The sequence below is a fragment of the Ruegeria sp. AH3 genome (assembly GCF_056536265.1).
Genome location: NZ_JBQFJL010000001.1, coordinates 2,032,501 through 2,045,522 on the forward strand (window position 1 = coordinate 2,032,501; position 13,022 = coordinate 2,045,522).

Annotated in this window: 15 protein-coding genes and 1 tRNA gene (1 of these 16 running past the window's edge); 11 read left to right on the forward strand and 5 right to left on the reverse strand. The window is 58.0% G+C overall.

The features are described 5' to 3' along the window. Positions 1 to 605, reverse strand: the 5' portion of a protein-coding gene (msrP, locus tag ACR3EM_RS10210; protein WP_480470593.1) for a protein-methionine-sulfoxide reductase catalytic subunit MsrP. The gene continues 298 nt to the left of window position 1, outside the view; 605 of the gene's 903 nt are visible here — the first part of the coding sequence; the start codon lies at positions 603 to 605; its stop codon lies off the left edge, out of view. Between the two features lie 337 nt (positions 606 to 942). Here msrP and ACR3EM_RS10215 point away from each other — a divergent pair, with 337 nt between their 5' ends. Together ACR3EM_RS10215 and ACR3EM_RS10220 are read left to right on the forward strand one after the other, a co-directional pair. Beyond that, entirely contained in the window at positions 943 to 1,467 is a 525-nt protein-coding gene (locus tag ACR3EM_RS10215; protein ID WP_480470594.1) for a DUF4142 domain-containing protein, read from the forward strand. Beyond that, a complete protein-coding gene (locus ACR3EM_RS10220) occupies positions 1,467 to 1,808 on the forward strand; it encodes a cupredoxin domain-containing protein (RefSeq protein WP_480470595.1) in 342 nt (113 codons plus the stop codon). The genes ACR3EM_RS10215 and ACR3EM_RS10220 overlap by 1 nt, the downstream gene beginning before the upstream one ends. Positions 1,809 to 1,859: 51 nt before the next feature. On the opposite strand, the gene clpB is transcribed toward ACR3EM_RS10220, so the two are convergent. Then, positions 1,860 to 4,478 carry an ATP-dependent chaperone ClpB gene (clpB, locus tag ACR3EM_RS10225; RefSeq protein WP_480470596.1) on the reverse strand — a complete coding sequence of 873 codons (2,619 nt, stop codon included), beginning with the start codon at positions 4,476 to 4,478 and terminating at the stop codon, positions 1,860 to 1,862. 205 nt (positions 4,479 to 4,683) lie between these two features. On the opposite strand from clpB, the gene ACR3EM_RS10230 reads away from it, so the two are divergent. Continuing rightward, complete coding sequence (locus ACR3EM_RS10230; protein ID WP_480470597.1) at positions 4,684 to 5,259, forward strand: isopropylmalate isomerase; 576 nt, start codon at positions 4,684 to 4,686, stop codon at positions 5,257 to 5,259. Here the strand turns inward: ACR3EM_RS10230 and ACR3EM_RS10235 are convergent. Further along, positions 5,238 to 5,558: a hypothetical protein gene (locus tag ACR3EM_RS10235; RefSeq protein WP_480470598.1), complete on the reverse strand. Its 321-nt coding sequence runs from the start codon at positions 5,556 to 5,558 to the stop codon at positions 5,238 to 5,240. The two genes, ACR3EM_RS10230 and ACR3EM_RS10235, sit on opposite strands and share 22 nt — an antisense overlap. A 141-nt stretch (positions 5,559 to 5,699) precedes the next feature. Between ACR3EM_RS10235 and pyrF the strand changes: the two genes are divergently transcribed. Next, the gene (gene pyrF / locus ACR3EM_RS10240; protein WP_480470599.1) at positions 5,700 to 6,404 is read left to right on the forward strand and encodes an orotidine-5'-phosphate decarboxylase; all 705 of its coding nucleotides are present in this window, start codon (positions 5,700 to 5,702) and stop codon (positions 6,402 to 6,404) included. Positions 6,405 to 6,762: 358 nt separating this feature from the next. After that, a complete protein-coding gene (locus ACR3EM_RS10245) occupies positions 6,763 to 8,016 on the forward strand; it encodes a DNA polymerase IV (RefSeq protein WP_480470600.1) in 1,254 nt (417 codons plus the stop codon). Between the two features lies 1 nt (position 8,017). On the opposite strand, the gene ACR3EM_RS10250 is transcribed toward ACR3EM_RS10245, so the two are convergent. Beyond that, positions 8,018 to 8,890, reverse strand: a complete 873-nt coding sequence (locus ACR3EM_RS10250; protein ID WP_480470601.1) for an N-formylglutamate amidohydrolase — start codon at positions 8,888 to 8,890, stop codon at positions 8,018 to 8,020. A gap of 149 nt (positions 8,891 to 9,039) precedes the next feature. Here ACR3EM_RS10250 and ACR3EM_RS10255 point away from each other — a divergent pair. From ACR3EM_RS10255 to ACR3EM_RS10275, 5 genes are all read left to right on the forward strand, one after another. Next, positions 9,040 to 9,114, forward strand: a tRNA-Val gene (locus tag ACR3EM_RS10255). A gap of 90 nt (positions 9,115 to 9,204) precedes the next feature. Next, entirely contained in the window at positions 9,205 to 9,330 is a 126-nt protein-coding gene (gene ykgO / locus ACR3EM_RS10260; RefSeq protein ID WP_005648635.1) for a type B 50S ribosomal protein L36, read from the forward strand. Between the two features lie 298 nt (positions 9,331 to 9,628). Further along, positions 9,629 to 10,645 (forward strand): extracellular solute-binding protein, encoded by a 1,017-nt coding sequence (locus ACR3EM_RS10265; protein WP_480470602.1) that lies wholly within the window; start codon positions 9,629 to 9,631, stop codon positions 10,643 to 10,645. Positions 10,646 to 10,764: 119 nt separating this feature from the next. Next, the gene (locus ACR3EM_RS10270) at positions 10,765 to 11,319 is read left to right on the forward strand and encodes a helix-turn-helix domain-containing protein (protein ID WP_480470603.1); all 555 of its coding nucleotides are present in this window, start codon (positions 10,765 to 10,767) and stop codon (positions 11,317 to 11,319) included. Continuing rightward, complete coding sequence (locus ACR3EM_RS10275) at positions 11,316 to 11,834, forward strand: N-acetyltransferase family protein (protein WP_480470604.1); 519 nt, start codon at positions 11,316 to 11,318, stop codon at positions 11,832 to 11,834. Before ACR3EM_RS10270 ends, ACR3EM_RS10275 begins: the two co-directional genes overlap by 4 nt. A 192-nt stretch (positions 11,835 to 12,026) precedes the next feature. Here the strand turns inward: ACR3EM_RS10275 and ACR3EM_RS10280 are convergent, their stop codons facing one another. Then, entirely contained in the window at positions 12,027 to 12,281 is a 255-nt protein-coding gene (locus ACR3EM_RS10280; RefSeq protein ID WP_480470605.1) for a BolA family protein, read from the reverse strand. Positions 12,282 to 12,388: 107 nt separating this feature from the next. Between ACR3EM_RS10280 and ACR3EM_RS10285 the strand changes: the two genes are divergently transcribed. Next, positions 12,389 to 13,012 (forward strand): DnaJ domain-containing protein, encoded by a 624-nt coding sequence (locus tag ACR3EM_RS10285; protein WP_170716335.1) that lies wholly within the window; start codon positions 12,389 to 12,391, stop codon positions 13,010 to 13,012. Positions 13,013 to 13,022: the final 10 nt, after the last annotated feature.

A 13,022-nucleotide genomic window follows, 5' to 3' on the forward strand; every position in this document is an offset into this window, starting at 1 on the left:
CCATTCTGGTTCGGGATCGGTTTGTCGTAGATTCCCGTGGCCATGATGGTCAGCGGATGCATCGCTTCGTCCAGTCGCAGTCCTTCGCGATAAGGCCACTCCAGCACCGGATAGGCGACGCCGGGCATTTCGTCCGGACGATAGGCGGTCTCGAACGCGACATATTTCGCGCCTTCCTGAACACCCGCCATGTTCAGCAGATCGGCCAGTTCGAAACCGTTCCATGGAATGACCATCGACCACGCCTCGACACAGCGGAACCGATAGATACGCTCCTCAACCGTCATTTCGGACATGATGTCCTTAAAGTCATATTCGCCAGGGCGGTCGACCAGACCATCGATCTGTACACTCCAGGGCTCGGTCACCAGCGTGTGGGCATATTTTGCCGGGTCATCCTTCCGGGTGCCGAATTCATAATAATTGTTGTACGAGGTGACCTCTTCCCAAGTGTTCGGCTCAAGCGTTTCAGCCGCTGCCGCCGGTCGCGCCAGACCTGCCAGCCCCACACCCGCCAGCCCGGCCATCACTTGCCGCCGGTTCAGAAACGCGGCCCGTGGGGTGACGTCGGCATGTGTCAAAGTATTGGTCCAGCGGTGCGCCATGTAAGTCTCCGTTTACAGTCTGCCTCAGGAACGAGGTAGTTTGCTCATAGCACAGTGCCAAGGAAACAAGCGTAACGATTGAGAGACGAGATTGTAACGTAGAGAGAGGGCAATTGAGCGCACATGCCCCCGCTGGCGTGAGGCGGTGGATTTGCGCCCCTTGAAACCGCCTGAACTCTTATTGGATAGCAACGGACCTTGAAAGAGATCCGCTGACTGCTTCTTCGTTCTGCTTTCCGGACGATCTGAGTCCTGTTGTGAACGCTCCGGTCTGTGACAGCACAGAGGATCGGAAAATACTGGGCGGGCAAAAAATGTCTCTCGAGGAGTTTCTCAAATGCACAGACTAGTTTCCGTTCTCGCCGTTGCCATCGCCATGACAAGCGCGCAGGCTTCGGCACAGGAAATCGCGGATATGAACGATCTGGAATACGCCCATATCGCCTATACCGCCGACAATATCGATATCCGTTATGCGCATCTGGCGCTGGCCCTGTCGGAAAATCCCGATATCCATGAATTCGCAAATACCATGATCCGCGACCATACTGCTGTGAACGCCGCCGCACTTGGATTACTTGATAAGCTGGGGGCTACCGCACAGGATAACGCATTCAGCCAGACACTGAACGCCAATGCCGAGAAGATCATCGACAATCTTTCGCAACTGCGCGGGGCCGAGTTCGATGCGGCATATGCCGCCAATGAGCTGGCCTATCATCAGGCAGTGAACGAGCTGGTCGAAGGCACCATGATCCCCAATATCGACAACGCCGAGGTCAAGGCGCTGTTCGAACAGGGGCTTGAGATATTCAAGGCCCATGAAGGTCATGCCGAAGTAATGGTCGAGTCGCTGAATTAATGCCACGCACCATCATGCGGCGCACGTTTCTTGGAGGGGCGGTGGTTTCAGCGACCGCCCTGACATTCTCGGCGCGCGCGGAGCAAGCCGCCAAGGTGCATGAAGTGACGATCAAGCGTTTCACCTATGAGCCAGAGCAAATCGAGGTTCGAGTCGGAGACATCATCCGCTGGACCAATCTGGACATCGCTCCTCACACTGCTTCAGCCGACGACCTGAGTTGGGATACAAAGGAACTGAAGCGGAATGAGAGCGCCGAAATCACTGTCGAAGACGGGATGGTGTTGACCTATTTCTGCGCGTTCCACCCGCATATGAAGGGAACGGTCAGAGTTGTTTGACCCGATCCTAAAAAGGCCCGCCACTTCGGTGGGCCTTTCAGGTTCTGCCAGTTAATGCACCACGGCATCATCCGGGCGTGGACGATCAGACGTTCCCAACCGATCGCCGATGATCAGGCCGTCAGAACCAGCTGACACGGGAACAGTCTCTCCGTCCTTGATCTCACCGGCCAGCAATGCTTCGGCCAATGGGTTCTGCAACGCACGCTGGATCACGCGTTTCAGCGGGCGGGCCCCAAAGACCGGGTCATAGCCTTCGTTCGCCAACCATTCCTTGGCTCCGTCGTCCAATGCCAGCTCGATCTTGCGGGCGGCTAGACGTTTCTGCAGACGTGCCATCTGGATATCGACGATGCCATCCATATCGGCCCGCTTGAGCCGGTCGAAGATGATGGTCTCGTCCAGACGATTCAGGAACTCGGGCCGGAAATGCGCCCGGACCGCATCCATCACATCCCGCCGCGCCTGCGCGCTGTCGGCCCCTTCGGGCAGTTGGCTAAGCGCTTGGCTCCCGAGGTTCGACGTCAGGATGATCAGCGTCTGCTTGAAATCCACGGTGCGGCCCTGACCATCGGTCAGAACACCGTCGTCCAGAACCTGCAACAGCACGTTGAAGACATCCGGGTGCGCCTTTTCGACCTCGTCAAACAGCACGACCTGATAGGGCCTGCGTCGCACGGCCTCGGTCAGCACACCGCCTTCGTCATAACCGACATAGCCCGGAGGGGCACCGATCAGACGGGCGACCGCGTGTTTTTCCATGAACTCGGACATGTCGATGCGCACCATCGCGTTGTCGTCGTCGAACAGGAAGTTCGCCACAGCCTTGGTCAGCTCGGTCTTACCCACACCCGTCGGCCCGAGGAACAGGAACGAGCCCAGCGGGCGCCCTTCGTCGTTCAGACCGGCACGCGCACGGCGCACGGCGTTGGCAACGGCAGTGACCGCCGCATCCTGACCGATCACGCGGGAATGCAGATCGTCTTCCATCCGCAGCAGTTTCTCACGCTCGCCTTCCAGCATTTTCGAGGTCGGGATACCGGTCCAGCGTTCGACCACCGACGCAATCTGTTCTGGGCGCACCGTTTCCTCGGCCATCATGGCGTTGCTTTCGGCGTTTTCGGCCTCGGTCAGCTTTTTCTCAAGCTCAGGGATGACACCGTAGGACAGCTCACCCGCTTTGGCGAGGTTCCCTTCGCGCTTCGCGATTTCCAGATCAGCCCGCGCTTTGTCGAGCTGTTCTTTCAGATCGCGCGCTCCGGCAAGCTTGTCACGTTCGGCCTGCCACTGGGCGGTCATCTCGGCGGATTTCTCCTGCAGATCGGCAAGGTCCTTTTGCAAGGTTTCAAGACGATCTTTTGATGCCGCATCATCCTCAAGCTTCAGCGCCTCTTCCTCGATCTGCATCTGCAGGATCTGACGATCCAGTTGATCGAGTTCCTCGGGCTTGGAATCCACCTCCATCCGCAAACGCGACGCCGCTTCATCGACAAGGTCTATGGCTTTGTCAGGCAGGAAGCGGTCGGTGATGTAGCGATGCGACAGGGTCGCCGCCGACACGAGCGCTGAGTCCGAGATGCGCACACCGTGGTGCAGCTCGTACTTTTCCTTGATACCGCGAAGGATGCTGATCGTGTCCTCAACTGTCGGCTCAGTGACCATCACCGGCTGGAACCGGCGGGCGAGGGCTGCGTCTTTCTCGACGTATTTGCGGTACTCATCCAGCGTCGTCGCGCCGATACAATGCAACTCACCCCGAGCAAGCGCAGGCTTGATCAGGTTGGCGGCATCCATCGCACCGTCGGATTTACCTGCACCTACCAGCGTGTGCATCTCGTCGATGAACAGTATGATCTCACCGGCGGCTTCGGTCACTTCGGTCAGAACAGCCTTCAGTCGTTCTTCGAACTCACCGCGATATTTAGCGCCGGCGATCAGCGCACCCATGTCGAGCGCGAGAAGCTTCTTGTCCTTCAATGATTCCGGCACATCACCATTGACGATGCGCAGGGCCATGCCCTCGGCAATCGCGGTCTTACCGACGCCGGGTTCACCAATCAGTACCGGATTGTTCTTGGTGCGGCGCGACAGAACCTGCATCGAACGGCGGATTTCCTCATCCCGCCCGATGATCGGGTCGATCTTGCCTTCGGCTGCAGCCTCGGTCAGGTCGCGCGCATATTTCTTAAGCGCGTCGTAGCCTTCTTCCGCCGATGCGGTGTCAGCAGTGCGGCCCTTGCGAATGTCATTAATCGCTTCGTTCAGCTTTTGTGCAGACACAGCACCAGCTTCCAACGCCTCTTTGGCTTTGGACTTCACCATGCACAACGCCATCAGAACGCGTTCGACCGGCACAAAGCTGTCACCTGCCTTGTTGGCAATCTTTGCGGCCTCATCCAGAACTTTGGCGGTCTGCCCGTCCATATAGATCTGGCTCGCGTCGCCGCTGACCTTCGGGATTTTGCCCATGGCCGCGTCCAACGCCTCAACCACGCGGTTCGGTGCGCCGCCAGCGCGTGTGATCAGGTTGCTGGCCAGCCCCTGATCGTCGTCCATCAATGCTTTCAAGATATGTGTGGGCTCCAGCCTTTGGTGCCCTTCGCGCAGCGCAATGGTCTGCGCCGCCTGCACGAAACCCCGTGCCCGCTCGGTGAACTTGTTCAAGTCCATGTTATTCTCCTTTTTATAAGCGCCCGAAAGTGTTGCGCCCGCTTGGCGGCACGCGTCGGTCTGGGCCTCACATTCAATTTGGGAAATATTGGCGTGTATTCAAGACCGTTTCCCTACAATAACACAGTCAACTTTCTGCGCTTGCAAAACCATGGGGATTTGCCACAAACCAATGATACCGAACCGGTTTTGGGAACACCTCGCGATGATTTCACTCAACGACCTCGGCAACTGCATTGCAGAACATTGGTCAACCGTTATCGGCGACCCGAGCCCGGTCGGATGGCTGACAGTTGCGGTTTATGGCGTCACCGCTCTTTTATGCCTGCGCGCGGCATGCAGCCCCAGCGTTCGATGGTTCTGGCTGCTTCTGTCTTTGCTGTTGTTCGCCCTGATGATCAACAAGCAGCTTGACCTGCAATCCGCTCTGACCGCCAGCGCCCGCTGCCTCTCACACATGCAGGGCTGGTATCAGGATCGCCGCTCGGTCCAGGTCGGCTTTATACTGGCGGTGATCTTCTGCGGTTTCTGGGGCGCGCTGGTCAGCCTTTGGTTTCTCCGCAAGCATCTGCGCCAGGTCGGCGTGGCCCTGATAGGGTTCATTGCCCTGATCTGTTTCGTGTTGATCCGCGCAGCAGGGTTTCACAAATTCGACGCCCTGCTGAACGCAGACTTCCTGTTCATCCGTGTCAATTGGCTGTTGGAGCTGTCAGGTATCGGCCTGATCGCCCTCAATGCCTATTGGGTGGCAAGACGCCGTCAACCCCGCGGGATTGAATAGACGGAGTAACCGCCCGTTTCCGCCATCTTCTGGGCATTATACATCTCAAGCAGCGATTGCTCGGCACTACTGCCTGTGGGGCATGAAACCAGATCCGCGGTGTGATCCAGAAACTCGCCGGTAAAGGGGCTTTCTCCTGTGAGCTGGCACCAGTCATCCTCGGACCGATAGCCGCCCACCAGGGGAAGGTTGTCATTGGTCGGAGCCGGGGCCACGCCGGTATCTGAAGGATCGTTTTGCGGGGTGTCATCACAGGCGGCCAGCATCAGCGCTGCGCCAATCGCTACTATCTTCTGCATCATTCTGTCCCTTGCTTTGAATTGCCGCAACATAGCACAGCAAGGAAATTTATGCGTGAACTGCGTCACCCAACCTTCCTGCATGGACAGAACGCCCCGAACCCGTTACGACGCAGAAGTTTGCCAAAAAGGAGCCCACCTATGTCCGATGACCGCCTGATCGTTGCCCTTGATGTTCCTAACGCTTTGCAGGGACTGGCCATGGCCGAACGGCTGGGGGACGCCGTGTCCTTCTACAAAATCGGGTTGGGTATGCTGACAGGTGGCGGGCTGGCGCTGGCCAATGAGCTGAAGCAGGATCACGGAAAGCGTATTTTCCTGGACATGAAACTGTTCGATATCGGCAATACGGTTGAGAACGCAGTACGCGGATTGGCACAGTTTGATCTGGATTTCCTGACCGTGCATGGCGATCCGCATGTGGTGCGGGCGGCCAAAGAAGGCGCCTCGGGCAAAGACCTGAAGATTTTGGCTGTGACCATTCTGACCTCATTGAACCGTGACGATCTGGATGCCAGCCTGCTGAAGGCCGGTGATGTGCAAGAACTGGTCGTCGAGCGCGCCGCACGCGCGCTGGAGGCCGGGGCCGACGGCGTCATTGCCAGCCCGCAAGAGGCCGCCTTGATCCGCGCCCTGCCCCAGGCGGACGGCCGCTTGATCGTCACTCCAGGCGTTCGGCCTGCGGGCGCTGCTCTGGGCGATCAGAAACGTGTGGCGACCCCAGCGAGTGCAATCGGAGATGGTGCGGATCATATCGTCGTCGGAAGACCGATCTATCAGGCCGACGATCCCAAAGCGGCAGCAGAAGCTGTTCTGAACGAGTTAAATTCTTTGACGCGGCATTGAATTCCGCACGGAATCGCCCGGCATTTACGATAGCAACTGCAGGCAACCAGTTGACCTTAGGTCAATTTTTACCCTTTCTGCGCCAAATCGCCCCTGTGCCCGAAAACACACATCAAATATGCGAGTTTTTCGATCCGACGCTTACAGCTATCGAAAACAGCAGTTTTAAGCGATTCTAAATGCAAGACACTCCCCAACGGACTGTGACTTCCTGAGGTCCGTTACCTTCTCCCCCCGCTACCGCGGGGGGTTTTCTTGTCAGTAGACACTCCCCCACCCCGACCCAATCCTTTGAACCGGGACCTGTGCTGTTATAAGACTGGTCCTGACCTGAACCGCGTGAAAAACGGGAAACCGAATGCCCGGTCTTTGCCGAGATTGCCTGACCACACTGACCGACGAGCGGCGCTGTCCGTCCTGCGGCAGCCCGCGTGTGAAATCCCATCCCGAACTGTTTGACCTGACCATCGCGCATATGGATTGCGATGCATTTTATGCCTCGGTCGAGAAACGTGAAAATCCCGATCTGGCGGACAAGCCGGTGATCATCGGTGGCGGTAAGCGCGGCGTGGTCTCCACCGCCTGTTACGTGGCCCGCATTCGCGGCGTACGCTCGGCCATGCCGATGTTCAAGGCGCTGACGCTCTGCCCTGATGCGGTGGTGATTAAACCTCGCATGTCGCTTTATGCCAGCGTCTCACGCGAAATTCGGGCGATGATGGACGATCTGACGCCGGATGTGGAACCCCTATCGCTGGATGAAGCCTTTATGGATCTCTCCGGTACCGCGCGGCTGCATGGCGCGCCGCCTGCTGTGATGCTCGCCCGGCTCGTCAAGCGGATGAAGGACGAACAGGGACTGACCGGCTCGATCGGGCTGAGTCATAACAAATTTCTGGCCAAGGTGGCCTCGGACCTCGACAAGCCGCGCGGGTTTTCGGTGATCGGCAAGGCAGAGACTGCCGAGTTCCTGCATGACCGACCCGTGCGCCTGATCTGGGGCATTGGCCCGGCGGCGCAGGAGACGCTGGAACGGGCGGGTATTCGCACCTTCAGCGACCTGTTGCGCTGGGATCAGGAGGCGTTGACGGCGCGGTTTGGATCAATGGGATATCGTCTGTGGCATCTCGCCCGAGGGCAGGACAAACGTCGGGTCTCGGCACATACACCGATGAAGTCGATCAGCAACGAGACTACGTTTTTCGAGGATACCGCTAGCACGGACATTCTGGACGGGCATATCTGGCGCATGTCCGAGAAGGTAGCCGACCGGGCCAAGGCCAGAGGGCTGGCCGGGCGAGTGGTGACGCTCAAGCTGAAACAGGCCAATCACAAGATCATAACGCGGAGGGTCTCTCTGCGCGATGCGACCCAGATCGCAGACCGAATCTATCGTATTGCGCGCAACCTTTTTGATCAGGTGGGTGATCAGGGGCCCTATCGCCTGTTGGGATGTGGCCTGTCCGATCTGTGCCCAGAGGATCAGGCGGATATCTCGGGTGATTTGCTGGACCCCGGTGCGGCACAACGCTCGCAGGCCGAACGGGCCACCGATGAAATCCGGCGACGGTTCGGAACGGATGCGATCGTGAAGGGGCGCGCGCTGCGTTAGCCTATTCGGCCGCCAGCTGTTGTGTTTCAGATCCGATGGCAGCAATATCCGCCGTCACCTGCCGCAACAGGTCGCGGAAGGCCTGGAAATTACCATTGGGCTGGATCGTGCCTTCATTCATATAGAGCGACCGGTCGATCTCGATCTGAATGGCGTGTTGATGACGCGCCGGGCGGCCATAGGTCTGGGTGACATAGGCCCCCGCGAAGGGCGTATTGCGCACCACATTCAGCCCGACCGAGGCAAAGGCCGCTTCGATCTGATCCACGATCACGCCCGAGGCAGAGGCTCCGAACCGATCCCCCAACACAATCTCGGGCCGCGAACTGCGTCCGCTGTTGGCCATGGCGACCGCCTCATGTGGCATCGAGTGGCAATCGATCAGGATCGCCTGCCCGAAGGTCGCATGCGATTCGGCCAGAAGTGACTTGAGGCGCTGGTGGTAAGGCCGCCAATAGGTATCGATGCGCAGCCGCGCCTCGTCCATCGTCAGCTTGCCATTGTAGATCGCGCGCCCGTTCGCCACGACGCGCGGAATCACGCCCAGCCCCGAAGCGACGCGAGGGTTATGCCCATGGCGGCGGGCGCCTTGGATCAAGGCAGGGTCCAGCTCATCCGCGCTGCGGTTCAAGTCGAGATATGCGCGCGGCATAGCTGCAGCCAGCAAAGGCGCACCAAAGGTGGCGGCAGAATCGAACAGTTGATCGACATAAGCATCTTCGGACGACCGAATCGCATGCCGGTTCAGCACCGACCGCTTCAAAAGCGAGCCCGGATAGGTCCTGCCGCTATGCGGAGAGGCAAATACCACGCAAGACGTGCGCTTGGCGGGCATATCCAGTAGGTAGGCGGCATTGGACGAAGGTTTGGTCATGGGCTCTCCGTTATTCGCATTGAACATAGACCGGAAAATAGTTCTTCCAAACCCCTTGATCCCCCCAACGACTCCTTTTATAGACCCCGCTACCGGCGCGGGGTTCCGCGCCCCATTTCGTTATGGGGTAGGTCACGCGACGGTTTCATGGGCGGTTAGCTCAGCGGTAGAGCACTTCGTTGACATCGAAGGGGTCACAAGTTCGATCCTTGTACCGCCCACCATGATTCACTGTTCCGGGCTTCCGGGGCACCCGACTAACCCAGGCGCTGGCCACGTCTTTGATGAAGGCGCCGCAGATTGGAGACAGACCCATGAAGGTCAAGAACTCGCTCCGCTCGCTCAAGAACCGGCACCGTGACTGCCGGGTTGTGCGTCGCAAAGGCCGCGTCTACGTGATCAACAAGACGCAGCGCAAGTTCAAAGCTCGCCAGGGCTAAGAACTGCACATTCCGAATAGAAAAAGCCGCGCCTTCGGGCGCGGTTTTTTTTTGTGCCTGTACCAGCGATGCGAAATGGCAGACCACGCGAATGCCATCAATCCATTCGGCTCTGGCCAGCAAGGTAATAGGTGGCCCAATGCCCAAGCACCTGACCTCAGCCCCGAAACATAAAAATATGGCGTGACCATTTGACCGACCAATTTTGTCGGAATTCCTTGCATCCCGCTCAGAATCGTTTAATTGACCAAATCAGTCGGGTTATAACCCGCAGCGTATTCTAATGTTGGGACACATCATGCTGAAATCTTCCACCTGTATCGCCACCGCCCTAACGGCACTGATTGCGACATCTGCTGTCGCCGAAGGCGAACTGAACCTCTATTCGTCGCGTCACTATGATACGGATGAGAGGCTGTATTCCGATTTCGAAGAAGCAACCGGCATCACCATCAACCGCATCGAAGGCAAGGCCGATGAGTTGATCGCGCGCATGGAGGCTGAAGGCGCAAACTCGCCCGCCGACATCCTGCTGACCGTCGATACCTCGCGTCTGGCGCGCGCCAAGAATGCCGACCTACTGCAGACGATCGACAGCGCCATTCTGGAAGAGCGTATTCCGGCCAACCTGCAGGACGAAGATAACCAATGGTATGGCTTCTCGCAGCGCGCCCGGATCATCTTCTTTGACAAGAATGAGGTCGCCAATCCACCCGCAAGCTATCTGGATCTGGCCAAGCCTGAATACAAAGGCCTGGTCTGCATCCGCTCTTCCAGCAACACCTATAACCAGACCCTGCTGGCTGCGATCATCACCAACCACGGTGCTGAGGCCGCAAAAACCTGGGCTGAAGGCGTCGTCGCCAACATGGCGCGTGAACCTCAGGGCGGTGATACTGACCAACTGCGCGGCATCGTATCCGGTGAATGCGAGATTGCCGTTTCGAATTCCTACTACTTTGCGCGCGCTATCCGCAGGGACGTCAAAGGTCTGAGCGCTGATATGGACATGATTGGCGTGCAATTTCCGGCACAGGATGCCGAGGGTGCACACATGAACTTGTCGGGCGCAGGGGTTGCGGCGAACGCTCCGAACAAGGAAAACGCGATCAAGTTCCTTGAGTATCTGGCCAGCGACCAGGCTCAGGTCTACTTCTCGAACGGCAACGACGAATTCCCGGCGGTTAAAGGCGTGGCCCTGGCCGAGAACGTGGCCTCGTTGGGCGATTTCAAGGCGGATGAAGTAAACCTGTCTGAAGTGGCCAAGAACATCCCTGAGGCGCAGAAAATTTTCAATGAAGTTGGCTGGAAGTAAGCCTTCGGTTCACCCGAGAAATTGAAAGAGCGTAGCGCCTTCTGCGCTCTTTTTTATTGTGTTCATGATATCTGTTAGCCAATAATCCCAAATATGAACATGATTCTCGTATTTGAACAATGCTAGATGAACTCTCCTTCCGGCTCGCTACAAGGCTGAAAGAGCTGCGCCAGGGACGCGGCTGGTCGCTTGACCAGCTTGCCGAACATAGCGGCATAAGCCGCGCGACGCTGTCTCGGATGGAAAAGGGGGATGTCAGCCCGACGGCGGAAACGCTGGGCCGATTGTGTGCCGCCTATGGCTTGCCCATGTCGCGCCTGCTGATGATGGTCGAAGACAGTTTCGACCCTCGCATCCCCCTTGAGCGCCAACCCGAATGGCGCGATCCCGAGACCGGTTTCACTCGCCGGTCCGTCTCACCACCCGCTGCCGGGTTGAGCGGCGAAGTCATGGAAGGTCAGCTGCCCCCAAACACTGTAATCAGCTATGACACCCCCCCAAAGCCCGGGCAGGAGCATCACCTGATCATGCGGGACGGGGAACTGACGCTCACGGTCGATGGCGTCGATCACATGCTCAATGACGGGGATTGTCTACGCTATCATTTATCCGGAGCAACACGGTTCCAAACCGGGCCTGCACGCGGCGCGCGTTATCTGTTGGTACTGATATGATCACACGATTAACTGCTGCCTATTTTGACGAAGCGCTCGAGGATCTGACGGATATCCTTCATAGCTGCGTCCACACTGGCGCCAGCATAGGCTTTATCCTGCCATTCTCAAAGGAGGATGCCCGCAGCTACTGGCTGGGTCGGGTAAGGCCGGATTTGCAGATCGAAGCGTTAGATTTATTCGTCGCTCATGATGGGGGTGGCATACTTGGAACAGTGCAGCTGATCCCCGCCTCCATGCCAAACCAGCCGCATCGCGCTGATGTCGCCAAGCTATTGGTCCACCCTCAGGCCCGCCGACGCGGATTAGGTCGGGCACTGATGGAAGCATTAGAGGACCGGGCGCGCGATTTAGGGCGAACGACGCTGGTGCTGGATACCCGCAGCAGCGACCCTTCGCGTCTGCTCTACCAATCGCAGGGCTTTCATATTGCCGGAGAGATTCCGAACTATTGCCGCAACCCCTTCGAGGATCGGTTGGAGCCGACCACCTATATGTATAAGCAACTGACATAACTGCCGGTTTTGCGTGTATTGGCGGCAAAGCAATATCCAATCCCCTACACGGCCTTGATGAATGTTGGGGCCGAAGGAGCAGGTTCAATCTTTTTCGCAACCGCGCAACGTACACGTCGATCATCCGGCCACTTACGATTATATCTCCCACGCGCCTTATCCAGTAAACTGATCGCGCAGATCGAAAGCAACTTAGCCGTCGATATCAAGCGCCAGCGCATGAATGCGTGGCACGATATCGCCCAGCGCTTTGTGCACCGCGCGATGGCGCGCAACACGGGATTGCCCCTGAAAAGCTTCCGCCCGGATACGGACGTTGAAATGGCTTTCTCCGCCCTCTTGGTACCCTGCGTGACCGCGATGGCTTTCGCTGTCGTCTACAACGTCCAGCTCACGCGGATCAAATGCTGCCTGCAGGCGGTCACGGATTTCGTCGGTCACGCTCATTTTTATGCTCATCGGCAAATTAATTGCCGTCCCCCTCTTCTACTTTCGGCTGCTTAGATTAAACTGCTGCCTCCGAGTCGAAAAGATGCGTTCGTGAGGTTGAGCAGATGGTGAAGTCAGATCCCTTCGGATTCGATATGTCCGTGTCCAGCGCGAAGAAAAAGAAGCCGCGCGGGCGTCGGGGCATGTCGGGCGCGTCCGAGACCTCGACGCGTATTTGCGATCATGAGGGCTGTGAGGAGGCAGGCAAGTTCCGCGCGCCCAAAGCGCCGGATGTGCTGGACGACTTCTTCTGGTTCTGCCAGCAGCACGTGCGCGAATATAACCAGAAATGGAATTTCTTCGACGGCACCACCGAGGCCGAGCTGAACGCGCAGCGTTCCAAGGACAAGGTCTGGGAGCGTGAGACCAAACCCATGGGCGACCCAGAGGCCCGCGCCTGGGCACGCCTGGGCATCGAAGACCCGCATCAAGTACTGGGTGAGAACGCCACGAAGAACCCCGGTCGCGCCAATTCCGGCGGTCGCCGCTTGCCCCCGACCGAGCGCCGGGCGATTGAAATTCTGGAGGCGCAGGACAGCTGGTCGAAGGCCGAGATCCGCAAAGCCTACAAGAAGCTGATCAAGGTGCTGCACCCGGACATGAACGGCGGCGACCGGTCGCAGGAAGAACAGCTGCAAGAGGTCGTCTGGGCCTGGGATCAGATCAAGGACAGCCGCAGCTTCAAGTAGGGTCGGCCTT

Coding starts and splice junctions, on each gene's coding strand:
- ACR3EM_RS10220 (WP_480470595.1), top strand. CDS start 1,467: ATGCCACGCACCATCATGCGGCGCACGTTTCTTGGAGGGGCGGTGGTT.
- ACR3EM_RS10265 (WP_480470602.1), top strand. CDS start 9,629: ATGCTGAAATCTTCCACCTGTATCGCCACCGCCCTAACGGCACTGATT.
- ACR3EM_RS10215 (WP_480470594.1), top strand. CDS start 943: ATGCACAGACTAGTTTCCGTTCTCGCCGTTGCCATCGCCATGACAAGC.
- ACR3EM_RS10270 (WP_480470603.1), top strand. CDS start 10,765: ATGCTAGATGAACTCTCCTTCCGGCTCGCTACAAGGCTGAAAGAGCTG.
- ykgO (WP_005648635.1), top strand. CDS start 9,205: ATGAAGGTCAAGAACTCGCTCCGCTCGCTCAAGAACCGGCACCGTGAC.
- ACR3EM_RS10275 (WP_480470604.1), top strand. CDS start 11,316: ATGATCACACGATTAACTGCTGCCTATTTTGACGAAGCGCTCGAGGAT.
- clpB (WP_480470596.1), bottom strand. CDS start 4,478: ATGGACTTGAACAAGTTCACCGAGCGGGCACGGGGTTTCGTGCAGGCG.
- pyrF (WP_480470599.1), top strand. CDS start 5,700: ATGTCCGATGACCGCCTGATCGTTGCCCTTGATGTTCCTAACGCTTTG.
- ACR3EM_RS10235 (WP_480470598.1), bottom strand. CDS start 5,558: ATGCAGAAGATAGTAGCGATTGGCGCAGCGCTGATGCTGGCCGCCTGT.
- ACR3EM_RS10250 (WP_480470601.1), bottom strand. CDS start 8,890: ATGACCAAACCTTCGTCCAATGCCGCCTACCTACTGGATATGCCCGCC.
- ACR3EM_RS10285 (WP_170716335.1), top strand. CDS start 12,389: ATGGTGAAGTCAGATCCCTTCGGATTCGATATGTCCGTGTCCAGCGCG.
- ACR3EM_RS10280 (WP_480470605.1), bottom strand. CDS start 12,281: ATGAGCGTGACCGACGAAATCCGTGACCGCCTGCAGGCAGCATTTGAT.
- ACR3EM_RS10230 (WP_480470597.1), top strand. CDS start 4,684: ATGATTTCACTCAACGACCTCGGCAACTGCATTGCAGAACATTGGTCA.
- ACR3EM_RS10245 (WP_480470600.1), top strand. CDS start 6,763: ATGCCCGGTCTTTGCCGAGATTGCCTGACCACACTGACCGACGAGCGG.